Source organism: Aliiglaciecola sp. M165, from assembly GCF_007197995.1.
Classification (GTDB): domain Bacteria; phylum Pseudomonadota; class Gammaproteobacteria; order Enterobacterales; family Alteromonadaceae; genus Aliiglaciecola.
This window is the reverse complement of record NZ_VKKH01000006.1, coordinates 477,236-497,541: the sequence shown is the minus strand read 5'-3', so window position 1 is coordinate 497,541 and position 20,306 is coordinate 477,236. Positions and strand designations below refer to the sequence as shown.

At 42.4% G+C, this 20,306-nt stretch carries 16 protein-coding genes; 6 read left to right on the top strand and 10 right to left on the bottom strand.

What is annotated here, in order from left to right; genetic code table 11:
• The first annotated feature begins 66 nt into the window (after positions 1 to 66).
• Positions 67 to 2,058 carry an alpha-amylase gene (locus FM019_RS14090; protein ID WP_143836577.1) on the top strand — a complete coding sequence of 664 codons (1,992 nt, stop codon included), beginning with the start codon at positions 67 to 69 and terminating at the stop codon, positions 2,056 to 2,058.
• Positions 2,059 to 2,117: 59 nt separating this feature from the next.
• On the opposite strand, the gene FM019_RS14085 is transcribed toward FM019_RS14090, so the two are convergent.
• Complete coding sequence (locus FM019_RS14085; protein WP_143836576.1) at positions 2,118 to 2,909, bottom strand: class I SAM-dependent methyltransferase; 792 nt, start codon at positions 2,907 to 2,909, stop codon at positions 2,118 to 2,120.
• Positions 2,910 to 3,066: 157 nt separating this feature from the next.
• Here FM019_RS14085 and FM019_RS14080 point away from each other — a divergent pair, with 157 nt between their 5' ends.
• Positions 3,067 to 3,531 carry a hypothetical protein gene (locus FM019_RS14080; protein WP_143836575.1) on the top strand — a complete coding sequence of 155 codons (465 nt, stop codon included), beginning with the start codon at positions 3,067 to 3,069 and terminating at the stop codon, positions 3,529 to 3,531.
• Between the two features lie 71 nt (positions 3,532 to 3,602).
• On the opposite strand, the gene FM019_RS14075 is transcribed toward FM019_RS14080, so the two are convergent.
• The 7 genes from FM019_RS14075 to ffh form a co-directional block, all read right to left on the bottom strand.
• On the bottom strand, positions 3,603 to 4,232 hold the full coding sequence (locus FM019_RS14075; protein WP_143836574.1) for an OmpA family protein: 630 nt from the start codon (positions 4,230 to 4,232) through the stop codon (positions 3,603 to 3,605).
• A gap of 242 nt (positions 4,233 to 4,474) precedes the next feature.
• On the bottom strand, positions 4,475 to 4,834 hold the full coding sequence (gene rplS, locus FM019_RS14070; RefSeq protein ID WP_143836573.1) for a 50S ribosomal protein L19: 360 nt from the start codon (positions 4,832 to 4,834) through the stop codon (positions 4,475 to 4,477).
• A 19-nt stretch (positions 4,835 to 4,853) separates the two neighbouring features.
• Complete coding sequence (gene trmD / locus FM019_RS14065) at positions 4,854 to 5,663, bottom strand: tRNA (guanosine(37)-N1)-methyltransferase TrmD (protein WP_143836572.1); 810 nt, start codon at positions 5,661 to 5,663, stop codon at positions 4,854 to 4,856.
• Positions 5,664 to 6,188: a ribosome maturation factor RimM gene (rimM, locus tag FM019_RS14060; protein WP_143836571.1), complete on the bottom strand. Its 525-nt coding sequence runs from the start codon at positions 6,186 to 6,188 to the stop codon at positions 5,664 to 5,666.
• A gap of 23 nt (positions 6,189 to 6,211) precedes the next feature.
• Positions 6,212 to 6,463, bottom strand: a complete 252-nt coding sequence (gene rpsP, locus FM019_RS14055) for a 30S ribosomal protein S16 (protein ID WP_143836570.1) — start codon at positions 6,461 to 6,463, stop codon at positions 6,212 to 6,214.
• A gap of 220 nt (positions 6,464 to 6,683) precedes the next feature.
• A complete protein-coding gene (locus FM019_RS14050) occupies positions 6,684 to 7,232 on the bottom strand; it encodes a CHRD domain-containing protein (protein WP_143836569.1) in 549 nt (182 codons plus the stop codon).
• Between the two features lie 195 nt (positions 7,233 to 7,427).
• Positions 7,428 to 8,828, bottom strand: coding sequence for a signal recognition particle protein (gene ffh, locus FM019_RS14045; RefSeq protein ID WP_143836568.1), 1,401 nt, complete (start codon positions 8,826 to 8,828; stop codon positions 7,428 to 7,430).
• Positions 8,829 to 9,017: 189 nt separating this feature from the next.
• Between ffh and FM019_RS14040 the strand changes: the two genes are divergently transcribed.
• A complete protein-coding gene (locus tag FM019_RS14040) occupies positions 9,018 to 9,806 on the top strand; it encodes an inner membrane protein YpjD (protein WP_260681629.1) in 789 nt (262 codons plus the stop codon).
• Positions 9,807 to 9,886: 80 nt separating this feature from the next.
• Complete coding sequence (locus tag FM019_RS14035) at positions 9,887 to 11,179, top strand: HlyC/CorC family transporter (RefSeq protein WP_143836567.1); 1,293 nt, start codon at positions 9,887 to 9,889, stop codon at positions 11,177 to 11,179.
• On the opposite strand, the gene FM019_RS14030 is transcribed toward FM019_RS14035, so the two are convergent.
• Positions 11,176 to 11,355, bottom strand: a complete 180-nt coding sequence (locus FM019_RS14030) for a hypothetical protein (RefSeq protein ID WP_143836566.1) — start codon at positions 11,353 to 11,355, stop codon at positions 11,176 to 11,178. The two genes, FM019_RS14035 and FM019_RS14030, sit on opposite strands and share 4 nt — an antisense overlap.
• Positions 11,356 to 11,411: 56 nt before the next feature.
• Positions 11,412 to 11,894 carry a phosphohistidine phosphatase SixA gene (gene sixA, locus FM019_RS14025; RefSeq protein ID WP_143836565.1) on the bottom strand — a complete coding sequence of 161 codons (483 nt, stop codon included), beginning with the start codon at positions 11,892 to 11,894 and terminating at the stop codon, positions 11,412 to 11,414.
• A 207-nt stretch (positions 11,895 to 12,101) separates the two neighbouring features.
• On the opposite strand from sixA, the gene FM019_RS14020 reads away from it, so the two are divergent.
• Together FM019_RS14020 and FM019_RS14015 are read left to right on the top strand one after the other, a co-directional pair.
• Complete coding sequence (locus tag FM019_RS14020) at positions 12,102 to 14,861, top strand: insulinase family protein (protein WP_185969292.1); 2,760 nt, start codon at positions 12,102 to 12,104, stop codon at positions 14,859 to 14,861.
• Between the two features lie 188 nt (positions 14,862 to 15,049).
• Positions 15,050 to 19,582 carry an EAL domain-containing protein gene (locus FM019_RS14015; protein ID WP_143836563.1) on the top strand — a complete coding sequence of 1,511 codons (4,533 nt, stop codon included), beginning with the start codon at positions 15,050 to 15,052 and terminating at the stop codon, positions 19,580 to 19,582.
• Positions 19,583 to 20,306: the final 724 nt, after the last annotated feature.

The window sequence follows — 20,306 nt, the reverse complement described above, 5'->3', positions numbered from 1 at the left end:
AAAAGAGCGGTAATCAACGGGAAGCAACATTGATTAGATGTTACGCCGAACACACGGGACAGTAACATGATATTTAGCAAACACACATTGGCCAGCGCCGCTGTGCTCTCAACTTTGTCGTTCTCTTCGACGACGCAAGCCGCACCAAGTACCTTTGTTCACCTATTTGAATGGAATTGGCAAGATGTCGCCACTGAATGTGAGACTTTTTTGGGGCCTAAGGGATATGCCGCGGTTCAGGTAAGCCCTCCTAATGAACATATCACCGTTGACCAATGGTGGGCGAGATACCAGCCGGTTAGTTATGTACTAGAAAGTAGAGGCGGATCTCGAGCAGATTTTATCGATATGGTTCAGCGTTGCCAAAATGTTGGTGTCGACATCTACGTTGACGCTGTTATCAATCACATGGCCGCAGGTAGTGGAACAGGCACCGCGGGAAGTAATTTTGGCAATAAACAATACCCAATCTATTCACCTCAAGATTTTCATACTACCTGTGCAATCAGCGACTATGGAAATCGCTATGAAGTGCAGAATTGCGAGCTCGTTGGCCTAGCCGATTTAGATACCGACGCGCCCTATGTGCAAAGCACGATAGCTGCATTTTTGAATGACCTGACCAATATTGGTGTAGCCGGGTTTAGATTGGACGCATCCAAACATATGCCAACTACTGATATTGCAGGGATACTTTCTAACGTCAACGGTTCACCGTTGATTTTTCAAGAGGTGATTGATCAAGGCGGTGAAGCTGTCTCTGCATCGGAGTATTTTCAAAACGGCTTAGTCACAGAATTTAAATACAGTGTTGAAATCGGTAACACATTTCGAAATGGCAATTTGTCTTGGTTGAGCAACTTTGGTGAGGGCTGGGGTTTCATGCCTAGTTATCTTGCTGTGGTATTTGTCGACAATCATGACAATCAGCGGGGGCATGGTGGTGGTGGTAATGTCATCACATTTGAAGATGGAAGATTATATGATTTAGCGAACACTTTTATGCTCGCATACCCCTACGGCTACCCCAAGGTGATGTCTAGTTATGATTTCCATGGTGATACCGATGCTGGAGCACCTAATGTACCCGTGCACAATAATGGTAACCTTGAGTGCTTCGGTTCAAATTGGAAATGTGAACACCGCTGGTCCTACATCGCAGGAGCAATGGATTTTCGCAACAATACTTCAGACGACTTTTATACCTCTGATTGGTGGGACAATGGTGCGAATCAAATCGCATTTGGTCGTGGAGCAAGTGGTTTTGTCGCCATTAATAAAGAACAATACAATCTTACTGCCACATTGAACACATCAATGGCAGCGGGCACTTATTGTAATGTATTAAATGGTGAATTAAGCGCAGATGGTAAGAGTTGTTCAGGCTCTTCGGTAACGGTTGCCGCAAATGGGTCAATCGCTCTAAATGTAGGCCCTTGGGATGCTATAGCAATTCATAAAAATTCGAAGGTCAGCAGCGACCCAGGTGGCGACATTCAACGTACTGTTATATTTATAGAGGCACAAACCAGTAGCGGACAAGATATGTTTGTGCGCGGTGGTCTGGATCATGCCTACGCTGCCAGTGCGCTAGGACTAAGTTGCAATGACACCAACTACGTTTGTGCTATGCCTATCAGCCATAACAATTTGCTCAACACAACCACTACGCCGTGGAAATCTAATGATAATTTCCTCGATTGGTACGGAATTGAATCCGGACAAAGCTCAGCGGCAGAAGGAACTGCGATGGACTGGACCACCAACAACTGGCCCGCTGCATGGGGAACAAAACGCACCGTTGCAGTTGACGGTTTTGGCGAAGAGCCACTTAATATCTGGGGTCCACACCACTGGATGTTAGATGTACAAATGGATTGCAGCAAAACGGTTAATGGTTGGTTTGAGTTAAAAGCGTTTGTGAAAAATGGCCAGGGTTGGGAGTCAGACATTCAACAAACTGGCACCCCTTATGCCTCAAACAATCATTTCGCACAGTGTGGAAAAGTCAATCGTTTCAGTTTTAATAGCAGTACAGTTGAAATACGCGATTTCTAATTAAAACCGCATCCGATACTGCAATGAAAGTTACTCACTTAACGAGTGAGTAACTTTCTTTAATCTTGTTCCAACAATATCCTACGCCAATTATCATCATAGCCTTGTAACTTCTTATGACGTCGGCTTTGTCTATGTGATTGGATAATCGCATCGGTGGAAAATGGACCGTTCCCACAAAGTGCACAATAATTATTCTTGTGTTTTTCAGACGGGTTTAGTGTTAAGGATTTATTTTGCTCTGGTTTATCGGACCAAACATAGGATTTAGCTGCCGTGCTTTTGACGTCTTTGTCTCTGTCAACATTTCGCACTACATATTCAGGAAAGTCGCTAAGTACAAATTGTTGCCATCCTAAAAATCGTACACCAGGGAGAGATTTATGCAGGTTTTCGATATCCCAGTCGCAATAAGGTTTTACATCCTTTGATGAAATATACGCCAGCCTTGCACCATTTTCTGCCAACAATAATGTAAAACTATTTTTTAAAAATTTATGCAATAAAAGTCGATTAAGCCCATTACTCCCCCAATGTTTAGTTCGTTCAAAAATAGACTGGCTCTTAAAATTAGGTATCAATGGAAACTGAAATATAACTAAATCAAATTGTCCTAGTAGAGACGCTGGAATTGTTTTGTTGTCAGTGATATCCAGATTAAAAACAACGTCGATTTTTTGCTCTGTTAGATCTCCCAAAGCATTCTCAGAATATTTGGCACGTAAGTCGGCTTCACTGTCCAGAACACTGGCAGTCAAATTCTCAATGCCATGATGAGAAACCAGTGAACGAGAAAAGGTTAGATCACCATCACCTATCGTCAATACTCGCATTGAGGTATCTAAATACACTTTATTGCCTCTGATCCGTTTTCGATTTTCACAGCCTTGCTAATCCAAATTAGATACGAAGGTATCATTTTTCATACGAAAAAAAACGTTTTCGTCGTGTAAGGTTGCTCGGTTTTTAAACACATGTTGAAAAGTTTAATTATATCCGAGGGTTACCATGAAAGTATTGAAAACATCTTTGTTATTGGTCGCTTTGGCGGCATTTTCACTCCAAACCATTGCAGCAGAAGGCGCACGCCATTTGCCTGAGATATTTATTGGCGCTACCCACGTGGATGGCGAGACTGACTTTACATATGCATTGGAATACGAGTATAAATTTACAGAAAAATTTGGTGCTGGTTTAATCTATGAACGTATAGATGACGGTCATCATGGAGATGGTGTAACCCTTAAAATAGCGGCACTGTACTATCATCCTGTTGGCCCAGTTCGCCTTGGTCTTGGTGTTGGCGAAGAAAAAATTGGCGGATACAAGTCTAAAACTAAAGATCTTGTGCGAGTCAGCGCAGCATACGATTTTCAGTTTGAACACTTTATTGTGGCCCCGACTATTTCAGTTGATTTTGTTGATGGAGAGCAGGCATTGGTATTTGGCGTAGGTTTTATAAAACCCTTCTAACTAAGAACGCCTTAACATTTGATAGTGATTGCGTGCTCCTTCGAGGAAGCACGCCAGTATCATCTTCCTGTTTATCCTTTCAAAGGGATAACACGTAGCTCAACACGACGGTTTTTTTGCCTTCCTTCGTTAGTGTCGTTAGAGGCAACAGGTTGAGCCTCGCCAAATCCAATGGATTGTAGGCGCGCGCTCATGACGCCACTACCTTCAAGATAACTTGCAACACTGTTTGCGCGTTGAATGGACAATTGCTGGTTGTATTGCGCATCACCCACTGAATCAGTATGTCCTTCAATCGATAGCTTAGTTTTTTCGTAGCGACCCAAAACTTTAGCCACGTCGTTTAGTACTGGGTAAAAGTCTGTAACTATATTGGCTTTTTCTGTCGCAAAAGTAATATTGCCGGGAATAGATAAACGAATATTGTCGCCTTCTCGATACACTTCTACCCCACTATCTGCCAACTCTCTACGAAATTCTTCTTCTTGCTTGTCCATGTAAGCGCCAATTGCGCCACCGGCCAACGCGCCCAACGCAGCTCCCCAAACATATCGGCTTTTATCGTGGTCACCAGTACCTTTCCCCGCAATGGCGCCCACGATAGCGCCGATACCCGCTCCGCGTTGTGCATTATTCGATGTTGATGTGCATCCAGATAAAACCAAAGCGCTGGCGCTGATGGCAAGAATCGTTTTTTTCATTATTTTCTCCGTTTAAAAATCATATTTTCAATAAGCAGGATCCATTCCTACTTCTTGTGAATCATTGTCAAAAGTCATTAACTATTAGAATACTTGATAAAGCTGAAAGCAAACTGAACAAAATGACTATTTCTGTGCAAAATTCCAGCGAACGCTTGTCTCTGACACTCATTTTATTATGCTATAAAAAAACCCGCTTTCGCGGGTTTTCACAAGTTAACAATAACGCATAGATTAATTTCTTAGTTAAGCTTTTCTCTGATACGTGCAGATTTACCTGAACGCTCACGAAGATAATAAAGCTTAGCTCGACGTACTGCACCACGGCGTTTCACTTCAATAGAAGCAACTGCAGGGCTGTGTGTTTGGAAAACACGTTCAACACCTTCACCGTTAGAGATCTTACGTACTGTGAATGCAGAGTGTAGGCCACGGTTACGCTTAGCGATTACTACGCCTTCGTAAGCCTGAAGACGCTCTTTTTCGCCTTCTTTAACTCGTACTTTTACTACGACTGTATCACCCGGACCAAATGCCGGAAGATCAGTTTTTAACTGTTCTTGCTCAATTTTCTTGATGATATCTTGACTGATTTTGCTCATCATATCCTCTCATCCTAGATTAACTGTCTTCTTGCGAATCCGCTTGCTGCTCGAACGATTGTTGAAATGCTTTCAACAACTGTCGTTGCTCCTCAGTCAGAGCTAGGTCATTTAACAATTCAGGGCGTCGTAACCAGGTTCTACCTAGTGACTGTTGTAACCGCCACTGCCTAATTTTTTGATGATTACCGCTTAATAACACCTCGGGAACTTTGCGACCATCTAACTGCTCCGGCCGGGTATAATGAGGACAATCTAATAATCCATCAGTAAAGGAGTCTTGCTCCGCTGATTGATCATGTCCTAAAACACCTGGGACAAAACGCGATATCGCATCCATTAACACCATGGTCGGCAATTCTCCACCGCTAAGAACATAGTCACCAATAGACCATTCCTCATCGATTTCTGATTGTATGACCCGCTCATCGATACCTTCATATCGACCTGCGACAAAAATTAAACTGTCATGCTTTGATAACTGCTTAACTCCTGTTTGATCTAACTTTTTTCCCTGAGGTGATAAGTAAATCACCTTAGTTTTTTCCCCTGCCGCTTTTTTGGCAGCATGGATTGCGTCTGTTAAAGGCTGAACCATCATTAGCATTCCTGGGCCACCGCCGTAAGGGCGGTCGTCGACAGTGCGATGCTTGTCGTGAGTAAAATCTCTAGGATTAAAAAACTCTACTTCAAGCAATTGGTTTTTCACCGCTCGCCCTGTGACACCTTGCTTGGTAAAGCTGTTAAACATTTCTGGAAACAGACTCACCACACCAAACCAACGTGTTGTGCAGGAGACAGGCTCCTGTTCAGACATTGGTGGGGTCATTTAAAACCCCGGATCCCAATCAACCTTAATGGTCTTTGCCTGCATATCGACCGTTTTAATCACTTGTTCGCGTAAAAACGGCAACATACGTTCTTTTTGACCGAAAGCATCATTCGAATTGGCTTTGACTAACATTACGTCATTCGCACCCGTTTCAAACAATTCTTTTACCACACCCAAATCGTAGCCTTGCTCGGTTACAACCTGCATGCCGACTAGATCCCGCCAATAATAATCGTCACCGGCCAATTGAGGTAGCTGTTCTGCTTTAATCGAAATTTCAAGATTTTTGATACTTTCAGCATCATCTCGACTTTCGACCCCAATCAGTTTCGCGACAACGCCTTTATTGTGCGTTCTCCATTGGTCAACGGTATATTCTTTTAACTCGTCCCCTAATAGCCATGGAGAGTAATCAAATACACCTTGTATTTCATCAGTATAGGTAGTGATTTTAACCCAACCTTTTACACCATAAGGTGCGCCGATTTTGCCAATCACTACTGTGTCAGACGCTTGACTCATCTATACCTCAATTTATTCAGCGCTTATGCAGCTGCTTTTTGCGCATCTTTAACCAAGCGAGCAACGCGCTCAGACAGGCTTGCGCCGTGCCCTACCCAGTGCTCTACACGCTCAAGATCTAAGCGTAAACGCTCTGATTGACCTTGTGCAGTTGGGTTGAAAAAGCCGATGTTCTCAATGAACTTGCCGTTACGTGCACGACGACTGTCTGCAACCACTACTTGATAAAATGGACGCTTTTTTGCGCCACCACGCTGTAAACGAATAGTAACCATGTATATGCCTCAAACTCGTAATAGCGTTACTGTTAACTTGTTTGCCTTGACACCAATGCGCTAGGCACTAGAAATCAAGGCCGCGAGATTATACGGATTTACAGCGTGTTTGCAAGGAAAAGTCGGTGATTTGAGGCTTTAGCCTTAAATCACCGAGAGGTAGGGTGTAAAGCAGGTCGAAAGCTTGTTTATCGTGGGCAGGCTAAACTTATATTTAGGTTTAGATCTTGCGCCTAAAAACTGCTAATAAACAGGCGCCGAATAACAGAAGCATTGAAGGCTCAGGCACCATTGTCAGTTGTCCGCGAAGCTCTCCACCTCGAAAGTTCTCAGTGTGGATGTTAATGTAGATATTACCAGCCATAAGTTCATTGGCGAGAAAATCCGTTAATGGATTCGCCGCGTCATCAAAGCGCCAATCACCATTGATAGATCCAGACGTCGTTCCTAAGAACGCGAAAGGTACGGTATCAAACAAATGCACAACTCCCCCATTGGTTCCCATTGGTGCGTTGTGGAAGTGCCCACCACCAGCGAGATCAATGATCGGAGAACTTAGATCCATATAGTCAATTTGGTAAGTTAAGACATAAGACCCAGCTGCCCCAGTAAGTTCAGCCGTTGCCATACCTGACGCAGCTGTCGCGACAGGCGGAACTTCCTGATCGCCACTCAATGATGCGGTAAAAATGAGACCCGCATTGGCAAATACTGAAACAAAAGAAAAACATAGGATGCATAACAATTTCGAAAATAAATGTACTTTCATAACCTAAATCTCTAAGAGAAGTTGTGGGCTATTTTTTATGCAACAAATCAGCCAAATATAATTACCTTAGAAATGAACAGCTTATATTTTGTACAATTTGTAGGTGTAAATATTATTGACAGTATTTAGAAATTAAATGACAAAAAAACGAGGCCCCTGCCTCGTTTTTCCTGATCGCAATGGGTTCTATCGGTCTTATCGTTTTGGTGGAAACATGCCACCTAAACCGCCAGGACCACCCATTCCGCCGCCAGGTGGCATCATACCTTTCATATTTCGCATCATTTTTTTCATGCCGCCGCCAGACATTTTTTTCATCATCTTTTGCATTTGCATAAACTGCTTGAGTAGCCTGTTAACATCTTGAATCTGTGTGCCTGATCCTGCAGCGATACGCTTTTTTCTCGACCCTTTGATCACATCTGGACGTTTTCGCTCACCAGGCGTCATAGAGTTGATGATGGCTTCCATTTGGGTAAATTGTTTGTCATTGGCTTTGTCTTTAATTTGCGCCGACATGTTGCCCATACCAGGAAGCTTATCCATCATTCCCATCATGCCCCCCATGTTGCGCATCTGTTCCAACTGCTCTTTGAAATCCTGTAAATCAAAGCCTTTGCCTTTCTGCACTTTCGCGGCAAGTTTTTGCGCTTTTTGCTTATCGACTTTGCGCTCAACCTCTTCAATCAGGCTGAGAACATCGCCCATTCCAAGTATACGAGACGCAATACGCTCGGGGTGGAAAGGTTCAAGGGCGTCTAGCTTTTCGCCCATACCAATAAATTTTATTGGCTTGCCAGTAATCTTTCTGACCGATAACGCTGCACCGCCCCGTGCATCACCATCAGCTTTGGTTAAGATAACCCCAGTAAGCGGCAAAGCTTCATTGAATGCTTTGGCCGTATTAGCAGCGTCCTGACCAGTCATGGCATCGACAACAAATAGTGTTTCGATGGGGTTAACTGCTTCATGTAACCCCTTTATTTCACTCATCATTTCGCCATCAACATGCAAGCGACCTGCAGTGTCAACAAGAAGTACATCAAAGAACTTTTTCTTGGCGTGATCAATCGCTGCATGGGCGATATCAATAGGCTTTTGCAATGAACTGGACGGGAAAAAGCCGACATCCAAATCTTCAGCGAGTGTCTGCAACTGCTTTATCGCTGCTGGGCGATACACATCAGCACTCACCACTAGAACTTTTTTCTTTTCTCGCTCTTTTAAATATTTCGCTAATTTACCAACACTGGTGGTTTTACCTGCACCTTGCAAACCGGCCATTAATACCACGGCAGGAGGTTGAGCAGCCAAATTCAATTTTTCATTTGCGTCGCCCATTACCGACTCAAGTTCGGATTGGACAATTTTTATAAACACTTGTCCAGGCTTGAGGCTCTTGGTGACTTCGGTCCCCACAGCGCGCTCTTTCACTTGAGCAACAAATTCCCGCACCACAGGCAAAGCAACATCGGCTTCAAGGAGTGCCATTCTGACTTCACGTAACGTGTCTTTAATATTATCTTCTGTCAGACGACCTTTGCCGCTTATGTCGCGAAGCGTTTTGCCTAATCGCTCAGTGAGGTTTTCAAACATAATAGTGGTAATTCCTTAATATTTAGCGGGCTGATTATAGCGAAACTCGTGCAAGATAAGAACCTTTGTTGAGCTTCCTTGGCTATTTTTTTAAAGATATGATTTTTCTATAATACATATATACTTGATGACGATTATTCAATGTCAAAAAGTTGATTAAAGATTTGTTCTGCGTGGTGGGAGCACAGAGTGTTTGTTGAAATTGTTTGTATAATTGCCTATTTAAGTGTCACCGCCTGGTTGGCATCTCGGCTATTCCATCATCAAGGCCCTAATCCCAAATTGATGGCGATACCCGCATTTATCGCATTAACATTACATCTTTTCTTATTATCAGAAAGTATTTTCTTAGCGCCTGGCCAGAACATGAGTATGGTCAACGTCGCTTCACTGATTGCCTGGCTTGTCACGTTTACCATGACAATTGCCTCCTTTGCATTCTCTACCGCTATTTTAATGCCTGTGGTATTTGGTTTTTCTGCACTCGTGGTGTTTATTGGTGCGGTTATTCCAGATGTGCACATGATGCAAATTGCTCTGCAACCCAAATTGCTAATCCATATCACTCTGGCATTGTTTGCTTACGGTTGTTTAAGCATCACAGTGTTGTATGGCTTACAGCTCAGTTATATCAATCTTCGCCTCAAGCATAAAAAGGCCCCTCTTCTGCATTCTTCATTGCCGCCGCTCATGACGGTGGAAACGATATTTTTTAAACTGCTCCTTGCCGGAAGCGTGTTACTAACCTTGTCACTCATTACGGGCTTTGTATTTTTAGATAATATGTGGGCAAAGGAACAAGCTCATAAAACCGTGCTATCAGTCATTGCATGGCTGATTTTTGTTGTCACTGCAATTGGACACCATCGTTGGGGGTGGCGCGGAAAACCCGTCATTAGTGCAACCATTGTTGGCGGTTTTATTTTGACATTGGCTTATTTTGGTAGCCGATTTGTGCGTGAAGTATTGATTGGATAAAAACAATTTAAACATTCACCTTGAATACTTTAGCTGTTGCATTTACATTCTCTACTGAGTGTTAATAAAGGACCCCTTAGTTGGACGACATCGCGACGAGTACATTATTTACAGTACTCGCTATTTTGATTTTTCTCTCTGCTTATTTTTCCAGCTCCGAAACCGGTATGATGTCGATCAATCGCTATCGGCTGAAACATTTAGAGAATGAGGGGCACAGCGGCGCCAAACGCGTCACAAAGCTGCTGGAACGAACTGATCGGTTGATTGGTTTAATTTTGATTGGTAATAATCTCGTGAATATTGCTGCGGCGTCGGTTGCGACAATATTGTGTGTGAGATTGTTTGGTGACGTTTGGGGACTTGTTGTGGCCAATTTTGGACTCACGCTTGTCATTCTCATTTTTGCAGAAGTAACCCCTAAAACCGTTGCAGCCCTCTATCCTGAAAAAATAGCCTTCCCAAGTTCTTTTATCTTGTTGCCCTTAATGTTTCTGTTGTATCCCTTTGTTTACCTTATCAATGGCATATGCAATGGTATTTTGGTTCTTTTAAGGATAAGCCCGATTAATGATGAAGGCCAAAATTTATCCCGAGAAGAATTACGCACTGTGGTACACGAGGCAGGTGCACTAATTCCTCAAAAGCACCAAGACATGCTGGTAGGTATTTTGGATCTGGAAAAAGTCACAGCCGAAGACATTATGATCCCGCGCAGCGAAATTGTTTCAATCGACATTAACGACGATTGGAAAGACATTCAACGTCAACTTGTTAACGCACAACACACACGCGTTTTGCTGTATCGCGATAGTATCGATGATGCTGTGGGATTTGTGCATATGCGCGATGCTCTGCGATTATTATCTAAAGATCAGTTTACCAAAGCGACATTGTTAAGAGCCGTTCGCGAGATTTATTTCACGCCAGAATCAACACCCTTACATACGTTGATGTATCAATTTCAAGCGGTAAAAGAGCGGATCGGACTGGTAGTTGATGAATATGGTGATATTCAAGGCTTAGTTACCTTAGAAGATATTTTGGAAGAAATTATTGGTGATTTCACAACAAGCATACTACCTACATATTCCAAAGAAGCTAATGTTCAACAAGACGGAAGTGTTCTAGTCGATGGCAGTGCCAACTTACGTGAATTGAATAAGGAAATGGATTGGCACCTACCTACGGAGGGTCCCAAAACACTCAATGGTTTAATACTTGAACATCTGGAAGATATCCCTGATGCAAACATAAGTATGAGACTGGCAGGATATCCTATGGAAATCATTGAAATAAAAGACAACATGATTAAAACCGTTCGGATCCTACCAACGTATTTTCAGCCGCCTTCTCCAGACGAACAACACTAGCCCGAGCGCTCAGCTCTCTTCAATTTTATTTTTGCTTTCATTTTCTCCACGTTCTCATTTAGCTTTGCTAGCCGGTCATAGATACCGTCGAGCTCATCATCATGTGTTAGTTCTGATTTTTCTACGTGTTGCTGCAATACCTGCTGCAAATATGCAGGTAAACTCTTTGTTGACATAGGCCTCTCCTCTCGCCGTCTTTATCGGAAGGAATGGAAAAACCTATAGGAAAATTTTAAGACCTAGGGTCGTATCTTTCTATCAGTTTCCCTTTTGATTGAGAAACATCGTAGTCAATACAGATTATAGAGCCTGTGGCAAAAATAATAGACAAGGGTTGCCCGCACAATTCATCAACTAAATAGCTGACAAAAGGCATGTGACTGACCATCAAGAGTGATGAAACATTCTCTCTTTCAGCACAAAAAACGTCGATAAAATGATGCATTGTGAAGCAATCGCCTGTTGGCCTGATGTCGTCAAGCGTTAAGGTTTCAGCTAAATCTAACCCTTTGCTCAGCTGAGCAAACGTTTGTTGTGCCCTGGTGTAAGGGCTAACAAAGGCGTGGCTTATTTGTGTTTTAAGCGCGCGTGTTTGTTGGCTAAGCCAGGTGCTAGCAGACTTTGCCTCACTTACTCCTACAGAGGTAAGTGGTCGTTGTCTGTCATTAAGCATATCTGGAACAGCTTCACCATGACGCATGATATAGATATACATGGAGGTCTATAATTACCGGAGCAGGTGTTTATTAGTGCGTAAGTGTAGTGTCGTAACTCAATAAAAACTATCACTTTTGTACGTTTTTTAAATTAAGCAAACAATAGTCATATTTTCGGTCAAATTATTACACAAACCAACAAACGTTGTTTAAAAAAGTAAATTTTACGTTATGCTAGTTGCAAAGTAATTTTCGGGTGATGGTTGTTGCGGATAAGTTCAAACGACAAACGTAGCTTTTTGCCTACTACGTTGCCAAATGGATTGAAAGTTCTATTGGTAAGCGACCCTATTTGCAGAAAATCTGCCGCCGCCGCATGTGTAAACGGTGGACACTTTAACGATCCTGAAGGTATAGACGGCCTTTCTCATTTACTCGAACACATGCTATTTGATGGCAGTTTGCGATATCCCGACACCAATGGATTCGACCAATTTTTGTCGCAACGCGGTGGTTGCGTCAATGCATGGACAGGCACAGAATACAGTAATTTTCACTTTGATGTTGCCCATGAATACCTTGAGCAGAGCTTAACGTTGTTTTGTGATCTCTTGTTTTACCCCGTATTTGATTTACAAGGTATTAGCAGAGAGATTTCAGCCATCGATGCCGAATTTAAGTTAAAAATAAACGATGACTTGCGAAGGCTTTATCAGGTGCACAAAGAAACCTGTAACCCAGCGCATCCGTTTAGTCGATTTTCCGTGGGCAATCAGCAAACCTTCAGCGAATATTCTCCCAACCAGTTACAAAAAGCACTGCATAACCTTCACAACTCGCTGTATACCCCAGAGAACATGACATTGTGTGTCATCAGTCAATCGTCGTTGGACGACATGAAAAATGCCGTTGAACAAGCATTTACCGACGTGCCAAGGAAAGCACCGGTCGAACGCCAATCTTACCCACCACTTTATTTGGAGTCTCAACTCGCCGTATTAATAAAAATCAAACCGATAAAGGTAGCGCGCCGTCTGATAGTGAGTTTTGCCTTTCCCGATGTTCAAGACTTGTTCCGAACAAAACCGTTGGAGTACATCAGCCACCTTCTGGGTGACGAAGGTCAAGGTAGCTTACTCTGGCACCTGAAAAAGTGTGACTGGGTGACTAATCTCAGTGCAGGTGGGGGAATAAACGGTAGCAATTTTAAAGATTTCAATATTAATATGCAGCTTACTGAGCGAGGACTAAATTGTCTGGAGGATATCCTAAATGCTTTGTTCTATTTTATTAAACAAATAAATCAAGGAACAGGAGAACAATGGCGTTTTAGGGAAAAAGTGTTATTGGGGCAACAATGTTTTGATTTCACTGAATCAGCAAAGCCAATCGATGAAGCAACTCATTTATCCACGCAAATGTTTCATTATCCAACGGAAGAATGGCTCTCTGGTGACCACGTTGTTAGTGAACCCGATGCGGATATAGTAGAAAAATGCATTGCAAAACTGACTCCATCAAATATGCGCCTAAAATTGGTCGCGCCTGATTTGCACACTGACAAAGTCGCCAAGTGGTATGCAACGCCATATAAAATTGAGGCTATCGAAACCAATCTATTACAGCGCCTGAATTCGCCAGATCCTGTCGAAAACCTTCATTTGCCTGAGAAGAACCCCTACATTTGTGAACAATTGTCGACTCAACCTATCGAAAAACACAACCTGATCCCGAAACAGATAGTCAAACAGCAAAATATTCAAGTTTGGTTCGCTCAGGATGCACAGTTCAGCCAGCCAAAAGGTGATTGTTTTATTTCTTTTGATTGTAAGGCTGTGACTCAGGGAGCCGCCATATCGGCCTACAAAAGATTGTGGGTTGCTATGATGTCAGAACATTTAAATGACCTATTTTATCAAGCAGGTGTTGCGGGGTTGCACTATCACCTTTATGCGCATCAAGGCGGATTGACAATTCATACAAGTGGCTTCAGTCAAAAACAACTTCAACTGTCTCGTCAGATTTTTTCCTTGCTGCACCAAGACATCGATTTAAGTGATCGGTTTGAACAAATCAAAAACAAACAAATTAACAACTTACAAAATGCGTTATTAAATCGTCCTGTGAACCGCTTGTTTACGAGGCTGTCGGGTATTGTTCAGCGGTATACTTACCCCCCAATGGAATTGCTGGAATATGTAAAAAATGCAACCTTGGAAGATATTTATCAAGTGAAAAAATCGCTATTTAGTGATTATTACATAGAGTCTTTTTTATTTGGTGATTGGACTCACGAACAAGCCTGTCAGTTCGCCAAACACATAGAATCCGAAGCGCATAATTCATCCGCTCCAGAGGCTATAAAACGTGATGTTATAGATCTCAAAAACTCAAAACGGTTTGTTAATTACGTTGACAGCCAACACAATGATGCAGCGGCGGTTGTTTATTTACAAATCCCTACGGCGAACAGCCATGATGTAGCCTTAACCATACTGGTAGAACAGCTCTTTGCTACACCGTTTTTCAATGAACTGCGAAATGAAAAGCAATTGGGGTATTTGGTTGGAAGCGGTTACCTGCCTCTTAACCAACACCCTGGGATGGTATTTTATGTACAGTCGCCCGACTATTCGATGTCTAAATTGGTCGAAGAAATTGAATTATTTTTAAATTCGATGATTGCTCAAATTGGCGATTTTGAAGACATTTGGCAGCACGTTAGGCGAAATATACTTAAACAACTTGTCGACAACGACACAAGCTTATCGGTCAAAAGCCAAAGATTGTGGTTGTCTATTGGCAATCAGGATCATCAATTCAATCAACAAAACGCATTAGCCACTGCAATGAACAATCTCTCTTTTTCAGATGTGGTTGGGTTTTGTCAACGCCTTAATGAACCAAATATCAATGGTCAACTCGTGCTACTTTGTCCAGGGAATAAACCATCTGACGAACCCATCGATGGAGAAATCATTAAAGATTTACACCACTTTAAATCCCACGCCAGTTACGTTATTTAACGCGTTTTCGAACAGATTTCGTTCAGTTTTGTAAAAATTTGTTATTTTGACGAATTTAGATGCATTCTTGTGTTGTAGAGACGCCGCAAATTGGGCATATTAACACCCGGAAGAATGCGCAACCGCATGAACGTTGATGTCACTAATAATTAAAACAAAATTACATCAAATATAGGTAATTAGGCACTTTGAGTCACATTCATAAGACATTCAGGTTATTTGCACTAATTTTATACGCAGCGTTAGTGCCTTCTGTGTCTCTGGCAAATGTGGCCAACATTCAGTTAGAAAACTACTCTGTTGAGCATGGGCTTTCGCAAAGCTCGGTACTTGATATTGTTGAAGACCAAGAAGGATTCATTTGGATAGCAACATTTGAAGGTCTCAATCGATTCGACGGATACGAATTCAAACATTACTTTCCACAATCTCAGAGCTCTAAGAAAATCCAACTTGAATTTGTTCGAGAGCTCTTTGTTGATTCGAGCGGCACGCTATGGATTTCGGCCTTAAACGGGGTCGCAAAATACATTGCCGAGCGAGACCAGTTTCAAGTTTACACTTCTGCAAATAGTGCACTTGAATCGAAAACTTTCTGGGGTATTGGTGAAACTGCAGATGGCAATGTGTTGCTGTCGGGCGAAAAAAGCCTTTATACCTACAGTGTTAAAGACGATGAATTCAAAAAACTAGCATTTGAAAACGGTGAGGTCCTTGATGACACCGTCAGAACAATATTCACTGAATCGGACAAAATATGGCTAGGCACCGATAATTCGGGCATTTTTGTCATTGATACTAAAACAAACCGGCTGCATCGTTTTGACGGAAACAACCCTTGGGGTGCCACAATCGACGCTGCTCAGCTATACGACATTAAAATAATAGATGGGGAATATTGGCTCGGTACCGAACGCGGCGCGTTAATTCTCTCTTCAGATCTCACATCCTCTGAATGGTTAAACACTGAACGCAATGATCAGCTTAAAATTGTGAATAACACAGTGCGTTCAATTGTTACTAATGGTGAAGATGAGATATTCCTTGCAACATATGAAGGACTGAGTATCTACAATAAAAACAGCCAATCAGTGTTTTCCGTTGGGCAAGATACGGCTAAATACATAGGTTTGACTAACCCGGTAATATTGACTGCTTTTAAAGATAGTAAAAACTCTATTTGGTTTGGCACACACACCTCAGGGCTATTCCAGTATCACAAACAATTCTCGGCAATAAAGCATTTTAAAACATTGAGTGGTAGCAGCATTTTGGGCTCAGACAACACCATTTGGGCCTTTGCTGACAATGGCGACAATACGGTTTGGATCCCTACTTTGAGCGGCGGTCTAAACCTTTACTACACTCAAACCGGAGAATTTAAGCGATTTCTAACAGATTCCAATATTCACTTCTGGGATATAAAAGTCGATCAGCAAAAACGAGTTTGGGTCGCAACCGACAATGGGGTTTTAGTTTACGAGCTGGTTGGTGATGAGTTACGTAAAGTAAAAACCTATTTAGAAGATGCACAAATTGTGTTTATCACCAAAATGAAAGAAACGTTTTGGATCAGTGCCCAAAGTGAAGAGGTATCCCTATACGCGATTGATAGTACGGACTTGAGTAAGCCATACCAATCTATGAGCTTTGACGGCTATGATGCGGTGAAACCGTTAATGCAAGACAGTCGTGACAATATTTGGTTTAATTCTGAAGCAGGGCTGGTCATCGCTGATAGTACCCTTACGAAATATACCAACATCCAATTACGCAGCAATTATCAAGATATAGAGCCTTCGGTTTTTGATGTGCATGAAACGGACAAAGCCTATTGGGTATCTACCGGCAAACATGGCATATTTGAGCTAGATAAAACCACTTATCAACCAGTGCGACAAATCCACCCTCGGGGTGACAATGCCCGAGGGTTTGTCGTCAATTCAGAACTTGACCCAATTAGCCAAGATACTGTGTGGCAAAGCAGTCAATCGGAAATCTGGCAAATCTCGTTGGACAGTGGCGAGCTAATTTATAGTATTCCTCGTGCGGTGCTAGATTATAATGATTTAAATCAAGGATCTGCGATCATTACTAACCAGGGGTTAGCACTCTTTGGCGGAATACAGGGTTTTCATATTTTCAATCCCAAGGTTCTAAGTCAACTGCAGTCTGGCTATGCTCAAGATTCAACGTCCAACCAAATCACGCTGCCTGCACCAACGATTACTGATCTAAAAATCCACAATAAACTCATTAAAGTGGGTGATGACAACGCAATTTTGCAAAAACCTATTCGAATGTCTGATTCGGTTAACCTGTCTAATGAAGATATTCCATTTACCCTGGAATTTGGTCACATCAATTCGCTGTTTGCTAAACAAATTACTTATCGATACCGTCTACTGGGTTGGCGAGACACTTGGTTCGAAACCGATGCTAATGCGCGAATAGCGCCCTTCTCTATCGAAACTTATGGTGCACACACGTTTGAAGTTCAAGGGAAAATTGGTGATGCCCCGTGGTCAGACTCCGCTAGGTTGAACTTATACATCGCCCCGCCGATTTGGTTAGACAAGCCCGCAATGGCTGCCTACGGAGTAATGGCTGTATTGATGCTCCTATACATACTGAGACAGTATAAGCGTAAACTTGCCATACAAAACTCGATAAAGGAAAGTGAAGAACGCCTGAAACTTACCCTTTGGAGCAGTGGTGACGAATTGTGGGACTGGGATGTATATCGCGGTCAAGTTTATCGAGCCAACACGTGGGGAACGATTGACTTTCCACAAGACGATTTTAGGGCCAACAGTTCTTACGAAGCGAATATCCATCAAAATGACATTCCTAGAATTCAAGAAGCATTGCAGCACCACATAGATAAAAAGTCCGACTTCTATCAGGTTACTTACCGCGTTAAAACGTTTAAAGGTGAATGGGTCTGGATCCTCGACCGAGGCATGATTGTTAAACGTGATAACAATCAGCAACCTCTGCGAATGACAGGAACCTTAAAAAATATTAGTCATTTAAAGCAAGCTGAAGAACAACTTAAGCTTTATGAGCGTTCAATTGAGACAATCTCTGATGGCGTATTCATCGCGGATACCAATTTCCGTTTTATCTCGGTCAACCAATCATATTGCGAATATACCGGAGAGACCCGTGAGCAAGGTTTAGCCAGCTATCTTAAATTTAACCAATATCCAGAAGCTTTCACTGAAGAAGTCAAAAAAGCGCTGCGACAAAAAGGAAACTGGAATGGTGAAGTCGAATCACGCCGAGTAAATGGTGATCGCTACGAGATGGAGCTAAACATAGATGCCATTGCAGGCGAAGACGGAAAGACCAGCCATTATGTAGGTGTATTTTCTGATATCTCTTCGCGTAAAAGCACCGAAAAAGAATTACTCAAACTAGCGAACACCGATCCGCTAACTGAAATGCCTAACCGTTCGTTTTTCCAAGCCAGCCACAATAACTTGGTCCGTAAAGATGTTCATCATGCCCTGGTATGTTTAGACATGGATAACTTTAAGAAAATAAACGATTCACTTGGGCACCAGACGGGCGATATTTTAATCAAACAAATAGCCAAACGATTACAAAAAATAGCCGGCACAAACGCTACATGTTATCGCCTTGGTGGCGACGAATTCAGTATTTTGGTAGACAATACCGAGGAAATGGTACGAATAAACCACTATGCCCAACGCATACTGGATCAGATGGCACACCCTTTCCTTATCAATAAACAAGAGTTTGTTTTGGGTGCGAGTGTGGGTATCGCGTTCTATCCGGAAGATGGAACCTCACCACAAGAACTACTAAAAAATGCTGACACGGCTATGTATTTCGCGAAGAATTCTGGCGGTAACAAGTATCAATTCTTTAGTGGCGAAATGAATCAAAATGCGGTGAGACAACTGCAAATTGAAAACTTAATTAGATATGGGTTAAAAGAAGACCTATTCACTGTGTATTACCAACCCAAAATTGATATCGCCAGTGGCAAGCTCGTCAGCATGGAAGCATTGGTCCGATTCGAACACCCAGAAAAAGGTATTGTCAGCCCTGCGCAGTTTATCCCACTTGCAGAAGAGACAGGACAGATTGTTGAGATTGGCGAACAGGTGCTTAAAAAGGCTTGTGAAGATACTAAACGTTGGGTGGCAAAAGGCCTCTTCACTGGGCGTGTCGCTGTGAATATCTCTGCTCGCCAATTCGAATTACCAGACTTAGATGACCGAATTTCCAGAATTCTTCAAAAAGTGGGATTGTCGCCATTGCATTTAGAATGTGAAATCACCGAAGGGACGCTGATGCAAAACCCTGAGCAAGCGCTGCAAATGATGCAACGCCTGAGGGAAAAAGGCATTCACCTCGCTCTGGATGATTTTGGGACAGGTTATTCATCGTTGGCTTACCTCAAACAATTCCCACTGAATACACTAAAAATTGATAAGGCGTTTATCGACGACATTGCTACCAGCAACGTAGATAAGCATATGACCGCTGCGATCATTAACATTGCACATAACTTAGGGCTTAAAGTAGTTGCTGAAGGGGTTGAGCAAGAACGTCAGTTGGAGATTCTCCGACTTTATGAATGTGAGATGTTACAAGGCTACTTGTACAGTAAACCTTTAAACGCTACGAAGTTCGAACGTTTGCTAGCCGAGAACCTGCATATTAATCAATTAATTAATGCTACCTAACGCTGAGTTCCCAAGCGTTGAGCCAGAAAAAAACATTCCATTTACTGCACTCAAATCATCTAATCCCGTCATCCACCTCAACTAATTTGAAGTCGCACATACACGCTCTTTTTATTGCTTCCTTACCCCAATTTGCAAATATCAAAGTTCAGATAGGCTAATCTATCTATGAGTTAGAAACTCATTCCTCACAGCTCTAAAACTCGCTCTGTTACACCTATTTAACCCCACTAAACTTTCACAAAGGCATACCTCGACGAAGCTCGTTTTAATCCTCGCTGAGAGGGCAAATAAATATGCGGACTGGTATAGATTCAAGTTGGCACGTTATTAGCAGATACATATGAGACTGCCAATTTATTGGCAGTTACTAATTAAAATAATATAGAAGTATCAAAAGAGGAACCAAAAGATGTTAAAAGCTTATGCTGTAGCACTCATGCTTACCACAACTCCTGCCCCTGCGGCGCAAGACGGCGCAAAGAACCAGGAGAAGCCTAAAGCAGTTAGTACAGAAACTACAAAGGCGCTTAGACTTTGTAGAAAACACTGCACTATCTCGTTTTAAGTGCTGATGCATTGGATTTTAGTGGATCACACGGATTGTTTTTGAAGAGAGAGGCTTGCCCTCTCTTTTTTTCAAAATGTACGGATTAAGCGTTTAAATAAGTATTTTGAAATCCACGAGCATGGCGCAAAGCCATATGTTGAGAAATAGAAAACA

Bases quoted from the DNA above. Each gene is read 5' to 3' on its own strand.
- rpsP (WP_143836570.1), bottom strand. From the start codon at position 6,463: ATGGTTACTATTCGTTTACAGCGTGGTGGCGCAAAAAAGCGTCCATTT.
- rplS (WP_143836573.1), bottom strand. From the start codon at position 4,834: ATGAGCAAAATCAGTCAAGATATCATCAAGAAAATTGAGCAAGAACAG.
- rimM (WP_143836571.1), bottom strand. From the start codon at position 6,188: ATGAGTCAAGCGTCTGACACAGTAGTGATTGGCAAAATCGGCGCACCT.
- FM019_RS14030 (WP_143836566.1), bottom strand. From the start codon at position 11,355: ATGTCAACAAAGAGTTTACCTGCATATTTGCAGCAGGTATTGCAGCAA.
- trmD (WP_143836572.1), bottom strand. From the start codon at position 5,663: ATGACCCCACCAATGTCTGAACAGGAGCCTGTCTCCTGCACAACACGT.
- ffh (WP_143836568.1), bottom strand. From the start codon at position 8,828: ATGTTTGAAAACCTCACTGAGCGATTAGGCAAAACGCTTCGCGACATA.
- FM019_RS14050 (WP_143836569.1), bottom strand. From the start codon at position 7,232: ATGAAAGTACATTTATTTTCGAAATTGTTATGCATCCTATGTTTTTCT.
- FM019_RS14080 (WP_143836575.1), top strand. From the start codon at position 3,067: ATGAAAGTATTGAAAACATCTTTGTTATTGGTCGCTTTGGCGGCATTT.
- FM019_RS14090 (WP_143836577.1), top strand. From the start codon at position 67: ATGATATTTAGCAAACACACATTGGCCAGCGCCGCTGTGCTCTCAACT.
- sixA (WP_143836565.1), bottom strand. From the start codon at position 11,894: ATGTATATCTATATCATGCGTCATGGTGAAGCTGTTCCAGATATGCTT.
- FM019_RS14075 (WP_143836574.1), bottom strand. From the start codon at position 4,232: ATGAAAAAAACGATTCTTGCCATCAGCGCCAGCGCTTTGGTTTTATCT.